21 protein-coding genes and 1 tRNA gene are annotated in these 18,772 nt (G+C 45.1%); 2 read left to right on the top strand and 20 right to left on the bottom strand.

All coding sequences use genetic code 11. The features are described 5' to 3' along the window. Positions 1 to 9: 9 nt before the first annotated feature. The 14 genes from ACOZB4_RS32305 to rpsF form a co-directional block, all read right to left on the bottom strand. Positions 10 to 927, bottom strand: a complete 918-nt coding sequence (locus ACOZB4_RS32305; RefSeq protein ID WP_076326272.1) for a DUF2232 domain-containing protein — start codon at positions 925 to 927, stop codon at positions 10 to 12. 5 nt (positions 928 to 932) lie between these two features. Beyond that, positions 933 to 1,235 (bottom strand): MazG-like family protein, encoded by a 303-nt coding sequence (locus tag ACOZB4_RS32310; RefSeq protein WP_179090743.1) that lies wholly within the window; start codon positions 1,233 to 1,235, stop codon positions 933 to 935. 261 nt (positions 1,236 to 1,496) lie between these two features. Further along, entirely contained in the window at positions 1,497 to 1,931 is a 435-nt protein-coding gene (locus tag ACOZB4_RS32315; protein ID WP_076326274.1) for a CBS domain-containing protein, read from the bottom strand. A 224-nt stretch (positions 1,932 to 2,155) separates the two neighbouring features. Beyond that, positions 2,156 to 3,142, bottom strand: a complete 987-nt coding sequence (locus ACOZB4_RS32320) for an LCP family protein (RefSeq protein WP_076326275.1) — start codon at positions 3,140 to 3,142, stop codon at positions 2,156 to 2,158. A 242-nt stretch (positions 3,143 to 3,384) separates the two neighbouring features. Further along, positions 3,385 to 4,356, bottom strand: a complete 972-nt coding sequence (locus ACOZB4_RS32325; RefSeq protein ID WP_098749588.1) for a D-alanyl-D-alanine carboxypeptidase family protein — start codon at positions 4,354 to 4,356, stop codon at positions 3,385 to 3,387. A 219-nt stretch (positions 4,357 to 4,575) separates the two neighbouring features. Further along, on the bottom strand, positions 4,576 to 5,541 hold the full coding sequence (locus tag ACOZB4_RS32330; RefSeq protein WP_076326277.1) for an ABC transporter ATP-binding protein: 966 nt from the start codon (positions 5,539 to 5,541) through the stop codon (positions 4,576 to 4,578). Next, complete coding sequence (locus ACOZB4_RS32335) at positions 5,541 to 6,515, bottom strand: ABC transporter ATP-binding protein (RefSeq protein WP_098749590.1); 975 nt, start codon at positions 6,513 to 6,515, stop codon at positions 5,541 to 5,543. The genes ACOZB4_RS32330 and ACOZB4_RS32335 overlap by 1 nt, the downstream gene beginning before the upstream one ends. An 11-nt stretch (positions 6,516 to 6,526) precedes the next feature. Continuing rightward, the gene (gene opp4C, locus ACOZB4_RS32340; RefSeq protein WP_379411898.1) at positions 6,527 to 7,450 is read right to left on the bottom strand and encodes an oligopeptide ABC transporter permease; all 924 of its coding nucleotides are present in this window, start codon (positions 7,448 to 7,450) and stop codon (positions 6,527 to 6,529) included. 12 nt (positions 7,451 to 7,462) lie between these two features. Further along, positions 7,463 to 8,425 carry an ABC transporter permease gene (locus ACOZB4_RS32345; RefSeq protein WP_339269139.1) on the bottom strand — a complete coding sequence of 321 codons (963 nt, stop codon included), beginning with the start codon at positions 8,423 to 8,425 and terminating at the stop codon, positions 7,463 to 7,465. 66 nt (positions 8,426 to 8,491) lie between these two features. Continuing rightward, the gene (locus tag ACOZB4_RS32350; RefSeq protein WP_379411908.1) at positions 8,492 to 10,255 is read right to left on the bottom strand and encodes an ABC transporter substrate-binding protein; all 1,764 of its coding nucleotides are present in this window, start codon (positions 10,253 to 10,255) and stop codon (positions 8,492 to 8,494) included. A 709-nt stretch (positions 10,256 to 10,964) separates the two neighbouring features. Next, on the bottom strand, positions 10,965 to 11,639 hold the full coding sequence (locus tag ACOZB4_RS32355) for an SOS response-associated peptidase (RefSeq protein ID WP_379411920.1): 675 nt from the start codon (positions 11,637 to 11,639) through the stop codon (positions 10,965 to 10,967). Positions 11,640 to 12,452: 813 nt separating this feature from the next. After that, the gene (gene rpsR, locus ACOZB4_RS32360; protein WP_006207333.1) at positions 12,453 to 12,725 is read right to left on the bottom strand and encodes a 30S ribosomal protein S18; all 273 of its coding nucleotides are present in this window, start codon (positions 12,723 to 12,725) and stop codon (positions 12,453 to 12,455) included. Between the two features lie 21 nt (positions 12,726 to 12,746). Next, complete coding sequence (gene ssb / locus ACOZB4_RS32365) at positions 12,747 to 13,241, bottom strand: single-stranded DNA-binding protein (protein WP_076326285.1); 495 nt, start codon at positions 13,239 to 13,241, stop codon at positions 12,747 to 12,749. Between the two features lie 48 nt (positions 13,242 to 13,289). Then, a complete protein-coding gene (gene rpsF / locus ACOZB4_RS32370; RefSeq protein ID WP_036640509.1) occupies positions 13,290 to 13,574 on the bottom strand; it encodes a 30S ribosomal protein S6 in 285 nt (94 codons plus the stop codon). 238 nt (positions 13,575 to 13,812) lie between these two features. On the opposite strand from rpsF, the gene ACOZB4_RS32375 reads away from it, so the two are divergent. Continuing rightward, the gene (locus ACOZB4_RS32375) at positions 13,813 to 14,007 is read left to right on the top strand and encodes a YjzC family protein (protein WP_053490757.1); all 195 of its coding nucleotides are present in this window, start codon (positions 13,813 to 13,815) and stop codon (positions 14,005 to 14,007) included. A 575-nt stretch (positions 14,008 to 14,582) separates the two neighbouring features. On the opposite strand, the gene ACOZB4_RS32380 is transcribed toward ACOZB4_RS32375, so the two are convergent. From ACOZB4_RS32380 to ACOZB4_RS32395, 4 genes are all read right to left on the bottom strand, one after another. After that, positions 14,583 to 14,673: transfer RNA gene (locus ACOZB4_RS32380), tRNA-Ser, on the bottom strand. Between the two features lie 72 nt (positions 14,674 to 14,745). Beyond that, positions 14,746 to 14,967, bottom strand: coding sequence for a DUF951 domain-containing protein (locus tag ACOZB4_RS32385; RefSeq protein WP_076326286.1), 222 nt, complete (start codon positions 14,965 to 14,967; stop codon positions 14,746 to 14,748). A gap of 67 nt (positions 14,968 to 15,034) precedes the next feature. Further along, positions 15,035 to 15,934, bottom strand: a complete 900-nt coding sequence (locus ACOZB4_RS32390; protein ID WP_379411942.1) for a mechanosensitive ion channel family protein — start codon at positions 15,932 to 15,934, stop codon at positions 15,035 to 15,037. Between the two features lie 15 nt (positions 15,935 to 15,949). Continuing rightward, the gene (locus tag ACOZB4_RS32395) at positions 15,950 to 16,234 is read right to left on the bottom strand and encodes a DUF3343 domain-containing protein (protein WP_379411945.1); all 285 of its coding nucleotides are present in this window, start codon (positions 16,232 to 16,234) and stop codon (positions 15,950 to 15,952) included. Between the two features lie 231 nt (positions 16,235 to 16,465). Here ACOZB4_RS32395 and yyaC point away from each other — a divergent pair, with 231 nt between their 5' ends. Then, positions 16,466 to 17,071, top strand: a complete 606-nt coding sequence (gene yyaC, locus ACOZB4_RS32400; RefSeq protein WP_076326288.1) for a spore protease YyaC — start codon at positions 16,466 to 16,468, stop codon at positions 17,069 to 17,071. On the opposite strand, the gene ACOZB4_RS32405 is transcribed toward yyaC, so the two are convergent. Then, positions 17,046 to 17,546, bottom strand: a complete 501-nt coding sequence (locus ACOZB4_RS32405) for a DUF4446 family protein (protein WP_339269150.1) — start codon at positions 17,544 to 17,546, stop codon at positions 17,046 to 17,048. The genes yyaC and ACOZB4_RS32405 overlap by 26 nt on opposite strands. Before the next feature lie 38 nt (positions 17,547 to 17,584). Continuing rightward, a complete protein-coding gene (locus tag ACOZB4_RS32410; protein ID WP_339269151.1) occupies positions 17,585 to 18,733 on the bottom strand; it encodes an aminotransferase class V-fold PLP-dependent enzyme in 1,149 nt (382 codons plus the stop codon). Positions 18,734 to 18,772: the final 39 nt, after the last annotated feature.

An 18,772-nucleotide genomic window follows, 5' to 3' on the forward strand; every position in this document is an offset into this window, starting at 1 on the left:
CTCATCACCCTATCTTTTGGTTTTACTAAACGCCTGACGAAGTGGGAACGCCAAGTCCAGGATTCCGATAATCATAGCCGGCGGGAACAGCACAATCGGTATAGCCGTCAAAAGCGGTACAATCGGATGCCACTTCCGTTCGTGAGCGAGATAGTAGAAGAACCCCAGCGCTTGGATCATGAAGCAGATCTGCAGCAAAGGTGTAGCGTTAGCCACAATCATCTTCATGAAGGTATTGTCCGAATCGACGGTTGCTATGTTGATGAAGAAAATGAGCAAGTAGTACCAGATCAGGGAACGCGGCAGCATCCATTCTCTAGCTGGCTTCAGCCGCGGCACGGACAAGCCCATGCTGCCCAGTGTAGGACGAGCCAAAGCATGGGTTACCACCGTCATGAGGAACGAGCTGATAATCATCGCAAATGGAACCAAGCGCATCGTTTGATCTTTAATGAACTGTGTATCGAGTTCAGTGCCAAGGAACTGTCCGCCTAGGCCGCCTTCTACACCCATCTCAGTGAGCGGAGCGGTCGTCATCTTTACAATCTCATCCACGTACTCCGACAGATTTAATTGGAAGAAGGCCGTGCTGATCATGAGCAGAACGAGCATTTCCACCAGCATGACAGCCATGCCATACTTCAAAACCTGCATGGCAGCCTTCCGCTTCCGGTACAAATACCCCATGACGATCCCCGGAATGGCAAAATAGATCGCGAATAACACATATATGGGATGAATCAGAAGCGCGATCAGCCACACGGGCACCACATGCATGATAAATGATTTTGTATTCAAAGCCGTAAACAGAATCGCAACCGGCAGAACTAACAAGAAAGCCGTTACGATCGAAAAGGGTGTGAGTAGTGATAGCAGCAGAAGCAAATAAATAACGCTCCATACCGCCGTAGTCCAGCGCAGTTTCAATATGTTCACCTCTTACGTAAATGTTCTTCGAGCGCGGAAATATCCTGGTACCAATCTTCCAGTTGATGTCCTTCCTGCTTATGCTTTTTCAATTTCTCTAACAAGAGATCGTCCAAATCCCGATAGGTCAAGCCGAGCCTTCGGCCCAGTATGTATGAGCTCATCATCAGGCTTGCCAAACTGTCTCCAACCTTTGTAGTGCTGCCTTCCCATAGAGCTTTGAATAACCGGGATACATTGTCAATTACTTCGGTTTTGAGCCATTCAATCACTTTGGCGCGTTTAGCTACATCCAAGTCCTTCGGCATATTTGGCATATCCATCTCTCCCTGAAAACAGCTTTATTCTCCATTATAGCATAAAAAAAAGCCGCCCACACAAAGGCCCATGCACCCTGTCCATCCTTAGAACCAGCGGATAGAGATAACCTACCTTCTCTTTGTACTCCAATCGGGCCCCGGTTATTCCTCCCCGCTCTTTCACTGCTGCCTCGCTTCTATAAAAATAGGACGTGTTACCCACATTGTCATCGTGGTCCCACGCCCTTGTTTATTCACAAATCTACTTGATTATGATGCCCCGTGGGACTCCATCGTCTCCTTGGAGACAAACCGTTCACAATACTCAATGATAAGGCTTCTGCGTACAATGCCGATAAAGCGGTTCATATCGTCCACCACAGGCACAAAGTTCTGCACCTTGGCCAGATTAATCAGATCCTCCATCCGGGCGTCAATCGACACCGGTTTAATATCCATACGAAAAGGAACATCCTTCAATAAAAATTTCGAAGCATTCTCAAAAGTGATTTTTCCATCCGAATTTTTCATATGCCACAACAGATCACCTTCCGTTACAGTCCCTGCGTACTGTCCGTTCTTATCCAGTACGGGCACAGCCGTGTATCGGTGAAACTCCATCCGTTCCAGCGTCTGCCTGAGCGTAGAATCCAGTGTTAAACAGATCACTTCCTGCTTCGGTAATAGAAAAAAAGCGATATTCATAATGCATTATCCTCCTTATGACTCCAACTTCTGAAGTCATGTTAAGTAACCTTCCTGATTTAAAGCCTAGGTATGCAGGTTACTCCTTCCCCTATCCATACTCATACATACGTTAACTTCGTCGTTCTGATTCCTTGTATAGGGCACAAAATCAGCAGCCATCCGACTGCTGATTGAGATGAAGCAACGTACTATGACATTCATCCGGGTATACCGGTGTATATTTATTTCAACTTTTGCTTCTCTGCATCTTTGGGCTGCAGCAGCTGGTCAGCCGGTGTATCCGGATTCATCCAGTTGTCAATTAAATCCCGAGCTTCCTGCACATCATCCATGTCGGGCTCGTTGTAATAGACGCCGCCAATTTTCATGCCTTCCCCCATGATTGTAAAGCTGGTCATATCCACTTTGCCCCCGGTCAGCATCTGCTTCGCCAGGTCAATAATGAATTTAGGCTGCATATCGGTCTGGAAATTATCTCCCATGATCTCAATAAGTTCAGGCACCTTGCCGATCTGATCAAGCTTCATCACCCGCTTGGCCGCTACGTCCAAAAACACTTGTTGTCTCTTCGCACGATTAAAGTCGCTATCTTCCCGATATCGGACATAATTCAAAGCTTCCTCGCCGTTATAAATCGGTTTGTTAGCTTCAATCGTGAATTTCTCATGGTCTCTGCCTTTATTGACGATATCCTTGCCGATCGGCAGCTCCACGCCCCCGATGGCATCAACAACATTCTTCAAGCCCTTAAAATTAATGGAAGCATAATAATTAAGTTCTTCCTCGAAAAATGCCTCCATCGTATCTTTGGCCATTTGATGTCCGCCAAATGCAAACGCGTGGTTAATCTTGTCTTTCTTGTCCTTACCGATAATATCGACATACGTGTCCCTTGGAACCGATATTAAGAGCACTTTGGACTCCATGGGACGCACAACCGCATAGATCAACGTATCCGAACGCGCAGGTTCATCCTCCCGCTGGTCACTCCCAAGCAGCATAACGGAGAACGGTTCGCTCTGGAGTACTACAGGTTCAGGGGTCTTGTCGCTCTGGAGCGGTTTATACGATTTCTGCAATGATTCCTCTACATCTTTTGCCATAAACAGATCAAATGCTACAACCGCAAGCTGCGTTCTGAACAGAAACGCGGTGGAGCCCAGCAGTATGACCAAAGCGAGAGTAATATATATTGATTTCCTCTTCATGAGTTCGATTCCTTCTTTATTATAAAATAATTTAATGGATAAGTCAGATCGTTAAAGGTCCTTGCTTGCACCCCAAGCTACTTGGCTCACCCTCCTCTCCTTATTAAACGGGAACTCTTCCCGTTGACTCACTTCATATCAGTAGGCCAGTTTCAACACATCATCTATTGTAAACCAGATTATTGTCAAATGTGAACCCTTCACGGGCAGTTCTATAAATCTACCAAATCTTCAACGATCCGCTAAACGGGTCTCTTATCATACGTAAGAGCGGCTGTGACTCCTGAATATTGAAACCAGTCATCCAGTCGCTCTCTCCATGTTAACGTTTTAGCAAATCCGTAGTCAAACAGCTTGCGTGTCTCTTCGAATCTTGCTTCTTTAGACTCGGTACCCATGACAACGGCAACAAGCCGACTGCCTTGTTTCTCCGCGGTACCCGTGAAGCAGTATCCTGCATTGACCGTGTACCCTGTTTTTAAGCCGTCCGTGCCTTCATAGGAATAAGGGCCTCCTACCGATGGCAGCATCCAATTGGTGTTGCTTAAATATAAATTGCGTCCACTGATCTTGGTTTGGGTCTTGCTGGAGGTGCTAAGAATATCCGGGTGGCTGCGAATCAAATGCGCTGCCAGTTTGGCCGTATCCTCTGCGGTCATCACTGTTTCTCCATCCAATGGCCAGGCTTGATCGCTACCTGTGTCTCGCTCGACTCCTGACGCGTTCACGAATCGTGTCGCGCTGGATAAACCAATCTCTTTTGCTTTGGCATTCATTTTTCGGACAAACGCTTCCTCAGAGCCCGCAAAATGCTCGGCAAGTGCTACGGCGGCATCATTCGCCGAATAAACCGTTATGCTCTGGAACAATTCGCGCACCGTCAGAATTTCACCCGATTTCAGGGCAATCTTAACTCCTCTGACGTCCGTTGCGAGATCGCTTATTTTGACTTCATCGTCCCAGGATCTGTTCCCGGTTTTGATATCATCAAGAATAACCAACTCGGTCATCAACTTGGACATGCTTGCAGGCGGTAAAGGTACATCGCCATTTTTGCTGAGCAAAATACGCCCGGTGTTTAAATCCATCAAGACAACCGCTCGCGCGTCCACCTTCGGTTTAAACCCCGCTCGTTCTATATTTCCTATGACAACCGCCCCAATCGGGACGATAATTAACAACATCATGACGAACCAAAGCCACCGTTTTCTCATAGAATTAGCCCTCCATAGTTATAGACGGTTGAAAGGCTCTTTTGGTCTGCTTTTTTTCAGAAATTTTATTTAGAAATTTTTGTAAATGCGGTCGATTAGTCACTCGAAAATAAAAGAGAGACCCCCTTCCGTCCGTAGACGGAGGAAGTCCCCCTATGAATCTGTTTATCTAATACATGTTCTAATTGCTGTCAGAAAACTTAAATGTGAAGAGTCATATTAAGCGTAGTGACAAGCAACGAAGTGGTTATTACCCATATCACGATACTCTGGAATCTCCTGCTTGCATAGTTCTGAAGCCAGTGGACAGCGAGTATGGAACTTGCAGCCTGATGGCGGATTCGCCGGGCTCGGAATGTCGCCTTGCAGTACAATCCGCTCGCGCTTCAGCGTTGGATCCGGTACCGGAACTGCCGACAACAATGCCTTCGTATAAGGGTGCAGAGGATTGCGGAACAGTTCTTCCTTGCTAGCCATTTCTACCATCGATCCTAGATACATTACCCCAATTCGGTTGCACAGATGCTCTACAACACTGAGATCATGAGAAATGAACAAGTAGGTCAACTGTTTCTCGCGCTGCAAGTCACTAAGCAAGTTGATGATTTGCGCTTGAATCGATACGTCCAGTGCAGATACCGGCTCATCCGCTACGATAAAGTCTGGATTCAGAATCAACGCGCGGGCAATCCCGATCCGTTGACGCTGTCCACCGGAGAATTCATGCGGATAACGATCATAATGATAGGCAGCAAGGCCGCAAATCTCAAGTGTTTCAATAACGCGATCCTTAAGATCCCTACGGTTAACTAAGCCATGGTCAATGAGTGCTTCGCCGATCGCTTCGCCAACCTTGATTCTTGGGTTCAGGGAACTGAATGGATCCTGGAACACGATCTGCATCTTCGGACGGAGTGCACGCATCTTCTCTTTGGACAATGTATGGATATCTTGACCATTAAAGATAACTTTACCTTCCGTTTTCTCCAACAAACGGAGAATGGTTCGGCCAATGGTGCTTTTGCCGCAGCCGGATTCACCTACAAGCCCAAAGGATTCCCCTTTGTTGATGGTGAAGCTGACTCCGTCAACTGCTCTTACATTACCCACAGTCCGCTGCAGTATGCCGCCGGTGATGGGAAAGTATTTCTTCAAACCATCAATTTCGATCAATGCTTGACTCATTACGCTTTCCCCTCCTCTTCATACAACCAGCAAGCGACCTTATGGCCGTTAGGATCCGTACCGAGCGGAGGTGTCTTCTCTCTACAAATCTGCATGCATGATTCACAGCGATCATGGAAATGACAGTTGTCTCCAAGATCTACCGGATTGGGTACCTGTCCCGGAATCGAATACAGACGTTCTTGGGTCTGGTTAATGATGGGCTTAGCTTTCAAAAGCCCTTTGGTATATGGATGCTTCGGCTGCTTGAAGAGCTCAATTACCGGAGCTTCTTCAATGACTTTTCCTGCATACATAACAACAACGTAATCAGCCATTTCGGCTACGACACCCAGGTCATGCGTAATCAGCATAATGGATGTATTCATTTTCCCTTTGATGTCACGCATCAGATCCAAAATCTGGGCCTGGATCGTAACGTCCAGCGCAGTTGTTGGCTCATCTGCAATCAGGAGTTTAGGATTACAGCTAAGTGCTATCGCGATCATAATCCGTTGGCGCATACCACCGCTGAGCTCATGCGGATAGGAGTCAAAAATCTTCTCCGCACGCGGTATTCCTACCAGATTGATGAGTTCGATGGCACGTTGTTTAGCCTCTTTACGGTTTACGAGCTGGTGTAACACAATGGGTTCTACAATCTGCTCCCCAATCGTTAATACCGGGTTCAGTGAGGTCATTGGCTCTTGGAAGATCATGGCGATATCGTTGCCGCGAATCAAGCTCATCTCGCGCTTGCTCATCTTCAGCAAGTCCTTGCCTTCATATAGAATTTCTCCTCCTACTGGAGGTGTATCGATTAAACGCATAAGAGACATGGCTGTTACGCTTTTACCACAGCCCGACTCGCCCACCACGCACAGTGTTTCACCTTCACGGATTTTGAAGCTGACATCGTCGACGGCTTTCACGGTGCCTGCGGAGGTTTGAAAATGCGTTTTTAAATTGCGGAATTCAACTAATTCTTTTGCCATATTCGCCTCTCCTACTTCTTCATTTTCGGGTCAAGTGCGTCGCGAAGCCCGTCACCGATCAAGTTAATCGCAACTACGGTAACAAGAATACACATGCCTGGCGGAATCCATAGCCATGGTCTCTTCCGGAAATCAATCAAGTTGTTTGCCGCAGAAATCATATTCCCCCACGATGGTGTTGGCGGAACAACCCCGACCCCTAGGAAACTCAATGCCGATTCAAACAGGATAGCTCCCGCTACACCAAGCGTTGCAGATACAATGATGATTGGAATCGTGTTAGGAAGCAGATGACGGAAGATTTTTCGACGATCTTTAAGTCCCAAGGCTTCCGTTGCTTGCATAAATTCCTGTTCACGGAGCCCCAATATTTGACCACGTACGAGACGGGAAATACTGCTCCAACCCAATATACCAATGATAAGCATCAAGAAATAGATGCGTTTGGAGGGATCTACCTTCAAATCAGACAATACCGCACCCAAGATGATGAGGATTGGGAGCGTGGGCAATGCCATAAAGATGTCGGCCATACGCATAATCAGCGTATCTACCCATTTACGGTAAAACCCTGCCAATGCTCCAAGGGTAGAACCGATAATAATGGAAATACCTGTCGCTACCAGTCCAACTGTGAGGGAAATCCTGCCTGCAAGCATCATGCGCAGGAGAATATCGCGCCCCAGTTTATCGGTTCCTAACCAATACTTCGAGCTTGGAGGCAAATTCTTATCAGCCACACTGTAATCAAATAGGGAATATGGTGAAAATACCGGGCCAATAAAACACAGCAAAAACATAAATACAATTATGAAAAGTCCGATGACAGCAAGACGGTTTCTGGAAAAACGGCGAATGGCCATTCTCCATGGAGAATCCGGCTGCTTCTTCGATACTGGTAGATTCGTTTTTAATGGTGCAGCCTCTGCGGACAAATGAATCTCCTCCTACTTTAAGCGAATTCTTGGGTCAGCGGCGCCATACAGGACATCAGATAACAAGTTACCTAGCAATGTCAATACGGAAATAAATACCGTGAAGCCGAGCATAAACGGGTAGTCCCGCATATTGATCGATTCCAGATATACCTGGCCAACCCCAGGCCAAATGAATATCTTTTCCAAAATGATGGCTCCACCAAATAAGCCTGGCAACTCGAAACCCATCAAAGTGATCGCAGGAAGCATTGCATTACGCAAAGCATGCTTGAAAATAACCGTACGTTCCTTCAATCCTTTTGCACGGGCTGTGCGGATATAATCCTGACGGATAACTTCCAGCATGCTTGTACGGAAATACCGTGTCAAGCTGCCTGTGCTTAGCATTGTAAGTACAGTCACTGGCAAGAACATATGCCATGCGATGTCAATCAGTTGCTGCCATGTGTTTCCATTCAAGCCTGAAGTTTTCATACCACCAACCGGAAACCATCCTAAATCCAAGGCAAAAATCTTGATAAGAAGGAGTCCGATAAAGAAGGAAGGCAGTGACATACACAAAAAGATAAATAAGGTTACGATCTTATCAAACAATGAATACTGAAATTTAGCCGAGAATACCCCTGCAAAGATAGCGATTATCCAGCTAAATATCAACGAAAAAACAGCAATAAAAACAGAGTTCCATACATAGTTACCCATAACGGTGGTAACCGGTTGTTTGTGCTGAAGGGAATCTCCGAGATTACCCTTTAACATATTGCCAGCCCATGTGAAGTAACGCTCCACCGGCGGCTTATCCAAACCATAAATTTCCCGAAGCTGAGCTGCTTTCTCAGCAGTCATCGTCGGGTTATCCATTGCAGTGATATAATCACCTGGCACCATTGCTGATATTGCAAATATGAGAATCGAGATCCCGATCATTGTCGGGATAATCTGCAGCAGCCTCCGGATAATGTACTGCTTCATAATATTCCTCCCGGCTTATAAGTGGATATGCCCAGCTCTTGCGAGCTGAGCATATGTTTCCTGCTGTTATTGTTCAAGTTCGACTTTGTAAAGATCAAGCACGAAGTTTTTGTATGGAGTGATTTCCATGCCTTTAACTCGGCTGTTGATACCCCACATATCACGTCTTTGGTAAATCGGGAGATCCGGAACGTCTTGATTCAGCACTTGATATGCTTCTGCATATGCTGCTTTACGCTCTTCAAGATCGAAGGCTTTCAGACCTTTATCCATTGCTGCATCATAAGCAGGATTGGAGTATCCGATATCATTTTGCTGTCCATCCGTACGGTATACAGTAGATTCTGGATCTGGAGTCAAGCCCCATGCAGCAAAGAACATTTCGAAATCGCCTTTATCCTTCTTATCCATGATCGCATTGAAGTCTAATGTTTCTGCAATGATCTTAATGCCAAGCTCTTGGTAGTTCTGATTCATTACCGGAATCAAAGCATCTACAACCGGGTTATCAGCTGTTGCAGAGAAGTGAAGCTCAAATTTCTTGCCGTCTTTCTCGCGGATGCCGTCAGCACCTGGAACCCAGCCTGCTTCATCAAGAAGCTGCTTCGCTTTCTCGATGTCGAAATCATGTGGGTCAATACCTTCAGTAGTATATGCCCATGATACATTCGACTGTGGAATGTTGATTACGTTAGCATAAGGACCATAGATAATTTCAACGATTTCTGCACGGTTCAAACCGTATAATAATGCTTGACGAACTTTCGGATCTTGGAACTTAGGATTTTTATGGTTCATGGCAACGTAACCGTACCCATTTGTTGGGAAGATATTGATATCCAAGAAGCCCATGGATTTCAACTCTTCTACGGTATCTTCGTTAACGGTAACCATATCCATATCGATTTCACCGGATTGGAACATGGCCAGTTTAGTTTCATCAGTAGTTGTTTTGTAAATTACGTTTTTGATTTTCGGAGCCCCCAGGAAGTAGTTCGGGTTAGCTTCCAATACAACCTCTTGACCAGGAGCGAAGCTCTTCAGTACATACTGACCGCTACCGATTGGTTTAGTATGCAGGTTCTTCATGTACTCCAGGTTGCCTTGTTTGTAATCTTTACCGTAGTATGCTTCTGGTACGAAAGAAATGTCTCCTAGAGAATCCTTCGTCATAGCGTTTGCTTCAGTTACTTCAATCTCGATGGTGTGGTCATCGATAACTTTAACACCAGAGATGTCCGTTGCTTTACCATCATGATACTCTTGACCACCTTTTACATGTGTCGAGAAGATATCAGATTGACCGTCATAGCTAGCATCATGAAGAACTTTCATCGCAAATGCATAATCTTTTACTGTTACAGGTGTGCCATCTGAATAAGTTACACCCTGTTTCAATTTAAACGTATACTTTAATTTATCCTCGGAAACTTCAACGCTTTCTGCCAAACGGTTCGAATACGTTCCATCACCGTTCAACGTGAAGAAAGAATCGAAAATTGCTTCTACAACATATTTATCATATGCTGTTTGCCAGAAGAACGGGTTGAAAACACCTTTTGGTGAAGTCATACCAACGATCAGTGTATCTTTACGATTTTTAGCAGCTGTTGGATTCTTAGATGGATCAGTTGCTTCGAAGTAACCTTGGCTTTCGTCTCCAGTTTCAGCAGGCGGTTCTGTAGTATCTTTGTCGCCTTCAGCTGGTGGTGTTTGCTCCGTTTGCTCCCCTTGACTTGGCTGTTCTGCTGTTCCTCCGCCTCCACATGCTGCCAATACCGTCATGGCTAAAAGCATGATTGCAAGCAGGAGTGACATTCTTTTCTTCATGCGAATCCTCCTCTTAAAAAATGTTGTTGCAATATAAATTATCAGGACGAATATTGAAATCATCCTTAAATAATTTCGGTATTGATGTCATTGCATGATGTGAAATAAATTGAAAGTTTTACAGAAAATATACCATTGGTCAATTAGTGCCAAAGTCTCTAGCAAAATCTTCTTGCCTATAAAATTAATGTTATGATACGTGTAAATTTAGGTAACGTCAATTACTTTTTTTCATTTTTCTCAAAAATCATGTTTTTAACGTCATTTTCGAGGTTAATAATTAAGTTTATCTCCGTTGGATATCCTTAGTTTACTGAAAATGTATGTAATATCAAGATTTATTTACAATTTATAACTATATTCGTTCATGGTTTTGCAGCGATCATGTAATATTAAATCACATATACTTCGGAATTGAATTCTGTTCATTAATTTTTCGGTCTATTAGGTAATGTGTATGTTACTTAATTTAACACAACTTGAGTTGGTCTACCCTGAATATAACTAGAAACCATTTTTATGTAATATATTATCCTTACGATATGCTTCAATTCGTTATTAGATGACGTATTTTGTGGTTCTACTTATTCATAGTTTAGCCTCCTACAGCGTTAACGCTTAAAAAAAGCAATCCGGGACTGTGATCCGGATTGCTTTCACGTTGAATTTCATGTCAGATAAATCAACCTTGCTCTTTCATACTTGCGAACTACAGATTCTTTACCCAAGCGAGTTTTAAATCCATCTCTTCAATGCACTGCCGTTGATCATGCGTATCGTCAGCCACTAACGGCGTCACCGGATACATTCGCATCTGTCCGCGATAAGTATGCAGCAGCGGATGCACAGCATGTCTTCCTTGGATTTCCGGATCCAGCCACTTTGCCATATTTTCCTCAGACAAAATCGCCGGCATTCGGGTTTCGAACTCTCGAATCGCTTCATTAGCCTCTGTCATTAGAACCGTACATGTTCTCATTTCATTTCCTCTTGCATCTCGCCATGTCTCGTATAGACCGGCCATACCAAATATTTCATGATCTCCGATAACGGTCCGTACCGCATAACTCCTTTTGCCAACCGTTCTCCAGTAATATAAACCGTTACAAGGGATCACACAGCGTCTTGTATCAATCGCTCTACGGTAAGTGGGATTTTGATCAACCGTTGTAATATCAGCATTGACCGCATCTTTACCCCAATAGGGCACTAGCCCCCACCGATACTCGTCGAGCACCCGCTCTCCCTGTTCCTGTACAATGACCGGCATGGTTTGAGTAGGGCTAATGTTGTATCGGCTTTTGTAGTAATACATTACCCGATTGATGCCAAAGCGTTGATTCACTTCATCGATCCCAGCGGACAGCGAGAATCGTCTGCACATACAACTACCTCCTTTTTCCTTTATCGTTTGGATAATGGAGGCGGAATATGCATAATAAGACTAACAACATGGAGCTTCCACTACTTGTACGCTTGTATCCCTGGAGTGGACATTATATAATTGAAAGGTTTCTGCAAGTTTTATGTAATCACATTATTAAATTTTCTTTACGCTCTGTCGTACCAATGTTCTGATATCATGTTTGTATACGATAGACATCATCTTCGATCAGGTAAGCTTGGGATCTGCCTATAATCCTCTCTTTGGTGAGGCACTGTTTTGGTGGTACTTTATTTTCAATTTTGTGATCTTCCCAGCTCTCATTTGATGAGCCGATACATACCTATATATAATAGAAGGAATTTTTTCAGATTTCTTTTTTTCGCCTTCATAATCCTATTTTTAATTCTTACAAGAGTACTCCAGTTATCTTATAAAATGTATTGCTTACAATAGACACTGTCCATTTAAAGCAGACATGGTTTCAGGGCTTTAAAACTGGAAAGCTTTACACTAGGCTTGTGTTTCTCGGTAGCTGCTTTTCCTTCTTAGTGTACACTCTGGGGAGACACGGTTCTTCTGTGGAGACATTGTATATCCCAACATTTGGATAACCCTGATTCATCCCAAAATCAATAATTTCCGCATCACGTGCTGAGCTTTCACACCTGTGAGGTAAGCCTGGATTGTAACTTGTAAGACTTTCGTCTTTAACAACTCTCATCACATCCCTCCTCGAAACCATCCTGTACTCTTCCATAATAAAAAGCGGTCCAGCCTATAAGTTAGGCTGGACCGCTCTGACACAAATGATTACTCAGTTGTGTATGGAAGCAATGCGATTTGACGGGAGCGTTTGATCGCTATCGTCAGGGCACGCTGATATTTAGCGCTAGTACCTGTTACACGACGAGGCAAGATTTTTCCGCGCTCGCTGATGAATTTCTTGAGCAGGTCTGTATCTTTATAGTCAATGTGAGTAATTTTGTTCACAGTGAAGAAACATACTTTACGACGCTTGTTGCGGCCGCCACGGCGTGCCGGTCTTTTGTCGTTGTCTCCGCCTTCTCTTTGTTTAAAAGCCATGTGTTGTCAGTCCTTTCCGTATTAAAATGGCAAATCATCATCCGAAATATCGATCGGTTTTCCTTCATCGGAAAAAGGATCCTGATTGTTGTTTCGCGAGTTGTTATTGTTCCCACGGTTTCCGCCACTGCTATTGCTGTTGCTTCCTCCGCTAAACGATGATTCCTCACGATTTCCTCCGCCACCGCTTGTTTCACGGTTTGACTCCAAGAAGCGAACATTATCGGCAATGACTTCGGTGACGTATACACGCTTACCTTCGTTATTCTCGTAATTCCGCACTTGAATACGCCCTTCTACAGCCGTCAGACGGCCTTTACGCAGATAGTTTGCACAAGTCTCCGCAAGCTGTCTCCAGGTCACGACCGGAATGAAATCCGCTTCGCGCTCCCCGCCTTGTCCAGTAAACGGACGATCAACAGCAAGTGTAAATTGCGTTACAGCAACACCTGAAGGAGTATATCGCAGCTCGGGATCCTTAGTCAGTCGGCCAATCAAAATGACACGGTTCAACAATCCAATCCCCTCCTTAGAACGAAATCAATTACAAAGTTTTTTTACGTATTAAGCAACGTCGTTCGTGATGAGATAACGAATAACTTCGTCAGAAATCTTCATGAGACGCTCAAGTTCAGCTACAACTTCAGGTGTTGCGTTGAAGTTTACCAGAACGAATACGCCATCACGGAATTTCTTGATCTCATACGCAAGACGGCGTTTACCCATTACGTCATGCTTTGTAATTTCTCCGCCGTTGGAGATGATGCCTTGGAATTTATCGACTGCAGCTTGAACAGCTTCTTGTTCAATGTCAGGACGAATAATGTACATCACTTCATATTTGCGCATATGTTTCACCTCCTTATGGACTTCGGCCCTCAATCTCTGTTGAGAGCAAGGAGCGAGTCTAACTCGCACCATAATACTATATCAGAACGGGTGATCGGATGCAAGTTTCTTTTCAATGCTGAATATGCTCTCTTCCCTTTATTACCGCGCTTTTCTCACTTTCCCTGCGATGATTTAGAGTCCAATGGCGCATGATAATACATGCAGTCCATCCATCATAATGAGGAGGAATTCCACAATGGGAGAACAGTCCGAATTTCGTGCAGGTGACAAAGCCCCAAACAACGGCATTTATATGGAAGTGGGCGTCAGAGACCATATCATGGGGATCGAAAATCCTCGTCAAATCCAAATGAACAAAGGTGATACGTTTCCTGAAACCCAAAATGACGATCGTGTATGGTTAAACAAGCGCAGAGTGCAGCCTAAGTAACCACCTGAAGTCATCAGCCTGGAGTTTTTTACATTATGCCTACCTCATCCTTTGCGCACGGTACGAAGTCAGGGCATGGCTTGAATCACTGTTGACCAAGCCATGCATTCTAAACATTTGATACTGGAATTTTTATCCTGTGAATTTTGTGTGTATACAAAGACACCTTTATGCGCACATTATAATCAGGCGGTGCATGAGAGAGGTGTGGTTCCGTTGAACGTTGCAGCAGAACGACGCATGAGGTTTCTGATCGTCACACGGATTGCAAGCTGAGGAAATGAGCCGAATGCTTGACCTCTTGGACAAGTGAAGCTATTGACAAGGTTCGCAGAAGTGCTGATAAAATGATTCCAATTCACAAGCACCGCCTACCCAGAAGGAAGGGCCCAATCGGGCCCTTCTTTTTTGTGCAAAAATACTCGGGACCAAAAACTCAAGTTTGTTCCAACGAAAAACACCCTCTGCAGGTCGTCTGCATGAGGGTGTTTTATTCAAAGGCGCTTTACAGCTTAACGCCTAACTTATGTATCAACATCGTTTATAACCATAACAGCGGAACTTTAAACGATTGGTGGCGGAAAGGGTGGGATTCGAACCCACGCACGCCTTGCGACGCCTAGCTGATTTCGAGTCAGCCCCCTTGGGCCTCTTGGGTACCTTTCCACAGCAAGATTGATTATATCATGGAAACATTATCTGGTCAATAGCCTGTCTTAACGCTTCGGGGAGGAGATATTACGGTGTATCCCCTGCCCCTTCCGTCTCTTGAGCCGAACGCAAAACCTTCTTCATATTCTTCTCAAACTTTAAACGGGGGATCAACACACTATGCTGACATTTGGTACATTTGATCCGAATATCCATCCCCATGCGAATAATCTCCATCTCATTATTCCCACAAGGATGCGGCTTCTTCATCTGAACGATATCCCCTAACTGAAATACCTTGCGCTCCATGGCTACCGCTCCCTTTTACTTCTATCACTTCTTCTATCTATTATATATCATTGGTTAACCGATTAGATCAACCCTGCACGCGTTCTTGTCCCAAATCCCGTGCTTCAATCGCCTGTTTGATATCCGTAAGAATCTGACGCTCCACATCTTCCCTTGCATTCGGATTGCATTCCGCTACAATGCGAACAACATATTCGGAAGTATTCAATGACTGGATTCCTAATACATCCGGTATCCGCTGTACCTCTGGGCGACGGTCCATGATTCCCGTAAGGGCCGCTTGAATCAGTGTAATCGTGTCCTTCACCTGCTGGTCGTTCTTTACCGGTAGATCTACAATGGCTAATGAGTTGGAAAGGGAGTAGTTCGTGACGCTGGTAATCATCCCGTTCGGAATAATATAGGTCTCCCCATTCAATCCTTTTACACGCGAGGTGCGAAGCCCGATCATTTCGACAGTTCCCCGGTACTCACCACTTTTGATTACATCACCTACCGCAAACTGATCCTCGAATATAATGAAGAATCCGGTAATAACGTCCTTCACTAAACTCTGTGCACCAAAACCTATAGCAAGACCAAGGACTCCGGCACCGGCTAACAGCGGTCCTAACTCGAAGTGGAACTCCGAGAGAATGATCAAAATCATGACAAAGTTGCATACAACGGAGGTTACATTTTTTAACAACTCCCCTACCGTGACAAAACGTCTTGAGTTCACTTGTATTCGACTCTTCTCCTGCCTAAGGAGAAACTGATCAATCATTTTATACACAACCCGTATCACAAGACGCGTCAGAATAAAAATGATGATAACCCGAATGCCGGATGACAGGATATTCATCCACATCTCTTCATTCGATAACCATCCCCAGACTTTATCTTTCAAGCCATCAGCCTCCTGAGCTATAGTTTTTAAATCTACACCGTCATCCGTTTCTGCTGATAAGTAACCAAAGCCCCTCATCCTGGTGTTCTCCCCTTACTCTTCGATGTTGATATACCTCTTGTTGTTATCCAGCGCAAAGATGCCTCGGATCTCCACATGCTCCTGCTGAATGATCTCTTGAACATCTTTTAACGCATCAGATGGGAATTGAATCGATAATGCACAGCCTGCTGTAATCTCTTTTGGTGTAGGAAAAAGATCAATTTCGATATCCGCGTACTCCAACAGCATTTCCGCACGCAGTGCCTGCTGGGTGGAATCGAATGCGATCAACATCGCGCCTTCCACTGCCCCGTCCCCCTCCATCATTCCTATCATTTTGTATGTATGTTCTTCTCTTCATCATTTCCAATGATTAAGAGTTTTATATAAACCTTTTCATAGATCAACATATTCATATACCTCATGCAGTCCAGGTCATACCCTCTTTCTAAGAGCATACTTCTGTCTGACATGAATATAAATCACATTTTAAGCGAATCCCAAAGTATAAAAACAGTCTTTCATCCATATACTGATACTACCAAATGCAGACGAAAGGAAGATTCTATGAACCGTCTATCTAAAATCACGTCTCGCCCGGAGGCTTCCAGCTTAAAAATACCACACACGGACCCTAATATCCATTCTGCTATTATACATCGCTTGCTCTTCCATCTCTCTGACGCCCGTATTCAGCATCGTCCGCTTGTCATTGTCTGCATCGGTACCGACCGGTCTACCGGCGACTGCCTGGGGCCGCTTGTCGGCACCTCACTTGCACGCTACAACAGTTCCATGTTTCATCTCTACGGTACGCTGGACGAGCCTGTCCACGCCATGAATCTGAAGGATACGCTAACGGCCATATACGAAAAATTCGACAACCCTTTTGTAATCGGAATTGATGCTTGTTTAGGGCAATCATCAAGTGTAGGCTCTATTCAGATATCCGATGGTCCTCTAAAGCCTGGAGCCGGCGTACATAAAGAATTACCGCCGGTCGGCGATATCCATGTAACGGGTATCGTCAATGTCGGCGGCTTTATGGAATACTTTGTATTGCAGAACACTCGCTTAAGCTTGGTCATGCGGTTGTCTGATATTATTGCAACCTGCCTATTTGCAGGCATCAAAGAGTGGAACCGTTCTACCCTTCTTGCAGCGCAAGAGTGACGGCCTCTTTTTCTTCCGGAGACAATGGATATTTGGACTGCCCATCCTTCAGTGGTTTAGCATACACAAAAGAGCTCTCCCGGTTATGCAGACCGGTCAGCACGATCCCTTCCTCTTGTTCGCTGAGAATAGCCAGGGAGAAGCTCATTTCGTTTCCCCGCTCGCCAAACGCATTGTATCGTACGATACCAACCTTGGACTTCATCCCTTTCAAACTGCCGCTGATCGTATCCAGCATTTTTTGATGATGGGCATGTCCCTCTTCAATCTCATCCATTTGGATTTTCAATTGGACCAACAGCGATTCGATGTCTTCTACCCCACTGCCTTCCATCATCGCATCATAACGTCGCCTCATTTTACGCAGTTTTGTCCCTTGTACAATTAAAGTTACCCATAAGATCAAGATGATCATGACCATTCCGACGACAAACCAATGAAGCTGTTCCATGATCAATTCATTTAATTCAGACATGCTTTCTTCCTTCCTCTTCTCCATCTTGATCTATTCGATTAACTATGAATCTCTGCAATCGCTTTTCGCATGAACTCTACCTCGTCACGGCTAGTAGATATCCCCACGCTTGCTCTGATTGCACCCGTCTGTTCCGTGCCTGATACCATATGGGCAAGCGGTGTACAATGATAACCGGCACGCACAGCAATTCCATATTCGCGGTCCAGTCGGAAAGCCAATTCAGACGCACTGAATCGTTCCGACACAAATGCAACAATACCTGTCCTCGCCTGTCCAAGAGCAGGACCTAGTATTCGAAGGCCTCCTACCTCTTGTAGACCCTCCATCATATATTGCGTTAACTCCCATTCATGCCGGTAAATATGCTGGGGTGTCCATTCAAGCACCTTCTTCACACCCGCTTGCAATCCCGCATATCCAATCGTGTTAGGCGTCCCTGCCTCATATCGATCCGGACGTACCGTTGGCTGTTCAATAGCCTCCGATTGACTCCCTGTGCCTCCGTGCAGTAATGGTTCCAGATCAATATCAGGCGAGATATACAACCCGCCTGTCCCCTGCGGCCCCAGAAGCCCTTTATGCCCCGGAAAAGCCAACATGCCTACATGCATCTCCTCCACGTGAACATCCAGCATACCGGCACTCTGGGCAGCATCTACGAGCAGTACGGCCCCTTTCCTCTTCACCAGTTCTCCTATTTCAACGAGAGGAATAATCGAACCAAGAAGATTGGAACTGTGACTACATACAACAAGCCTAGTATTAGAACGAAAAGCTCCCTCCATTAGTTGCACATCAAGCTGACCTTCCTCATCGACAGGAACGTAGTCCACTTGTATCCCTCGGGTGCGTTTCAAAAACTCTAACGGTCTTCGCACTGAGTTATGTTCAATCATAGTGGCAATCACATGGTCGCCTTCACGCAAATAGCCTTTGATTGCTAAATTCAACGCTTCTGTTGTATTCGATGTCAGCGCAATATCATTAGGATTTTTCACCCCAAACAAATCCGCGAGCGTCTTTCGCGTTCCGTAGAGTACACGAGAAGCTTTCACCGCCATCCGGTGACTCCCACGTCCCGGGTTTGCAGCCTCCTCCTCCATCGCCTTTCTCATCGCCTCAAATACTTCAGGAGGCTTTGGCCACGAAGTGGCTGCATGATCCAGATAAACGATCGGGTCCATGATGTTTCCCCTTCATCTTTACCGTATTGGTGTCTCTTA

It is taken from the genome of Paenibacillus sp. NPDC058898, from assembly GCF_049316025.1.
Classification (GTDB): Bacteria; Bacillota; Bacilli; order Paenibacillales; family Paenibacillaceae; genus Paenibacillus_AQ.

Excerpts from the sequence above, each read along its gene's own strand:
- ACOZB4_RS32310 (WP_179090743.1), bottom strand. The coding sequence starts at position 1,235 with ATGCCGAAGGACTTGGATGTAGCTAAACGCGCCAAAGTGATTGAATGG.
- ACOZB4_RS32350 (WP_379411908.1), bottom strand. The coding sequence starts at position 10,255 with ATGAAGAAAAGAATGTCACTCCTGCTTGCAATCATGCTTTTAGCCATG.
- ACOZB4_RS32345 (WP_339269139.1), bottom strand. The coding sequence starts at position 8,425 with ATGAAGCAGTACATTATCCGGAGGCTGCTGCAGATTATCCCGACAATG.
- ACOZB4_RS32315 (WP_076326274.1), bottom strand. The coding sequence starts at position 1,931 with ATGAATATCGCTTTTTTTCTATTACCGAAGCAGGAAGTGATCTGTTTA.
- ACOZB4_RS32390 (WP_379411942.1), bottom strand. The coding sequence starts at position 15,934 with ATGAGGGGCTTTGGTTACTTATCAGCAGAAACGGATGACGGTGTAGAT.
- ACOZB4_RS32375 (WP_053490757.1), top strand. The coding sequence starts at position 13,813 with ATGGGAGAACAGTCCGAATTTCGTGCAGGTGACAAAGCCCCAAACAAC.
- ACOZB4_RS32410 (WP_339269151.1), bottom strand. The coding sequence starts at position 18,733 with ATGGACCCGATCGTTTATCTGGATCATGCAGCCACTTCGTGGCCAAAG.
- yyaC (WP_076326288.1), top strand. The coding sequence starts at position 16,466 with ATGAACCGTCTATCTAAAATCACGTCTCGCCCGGAGGCTTCCAGCTTA.
- ACOZB4_RS32405 (WP_339269150.1), bottom strand. The coding sequence starts at position 17,546 with ATGTCTGAATTAAATGAATTGATCATGGAACAGCTTCATTGGTTTGTC.
- rpsR (WP_006207333.1), bottom strand. The coding sequence starts at position 12,725 with ATGGCTTTTAAACAAAGAGAAGGCGGAGACAACGACAAAAGACCGGCA.
- ACOZB4_RS32330 (WP_076326277.1), bottom strand. The coding sequence starts at position 5,541 with ATGAGTCAAGCATTGATCGAAATTGATGGTTTGAAGAAATACTTTCCC.
- rpsF (WP_036640509.1), bottom strand. The coding sequence starts at position 13,574 with ATGCGCAAATATGAAGTGATGTACATTATTCGTCCTGACATTGAACAA.
- ACOZB4_RS32355 (WP_379411920.1), bottom strand. The coding sequence starts at position 11,639 with ATGTGCAGACGATTCTCGCTGTCCGCTGGGATCGATGAAGTGAATCAA.
- ACOZB4_RS32325 (WP_098749588.1), bottom strand. The coding sequence starts at position 4,356 with ATGAGAAAACGGTGGCTTTGGTTCGTCATGATGTTGTTAATTATCGTC.
- ACOZB4_RS32395 (WP_379411945.1), bottom strand. The coding sequence starts at position 16,234 with ATGATAGGAATGATGGAGGGGGACGGGGCAGTGGAAGGCGCGATGTTG.
- ACOZB4_RS32320 (WP_076326275.1), bottom strand. The coding sequence starts at position 3,142 with ATGAAGAGGAAATCAATATATATTACTCTCGCTTTGGTCATACTGCTG.
- ACOZB4_RS32335 (WP_098749590.1), bottom strand. The coding sequence starts at position 6,515 with ATGGCAAAAGAATTAGTTGAATTCCGCAATTTAAAAACGCATTTTCAA.
- ACOZB4_RS32385 (WP_076326286.1), bottom strand. The coding sequence starts at position 14,967 with ATGGAGCGCAAGGTATTTCAGTTAGGGGATATCGTTCAGATGAAGAAG.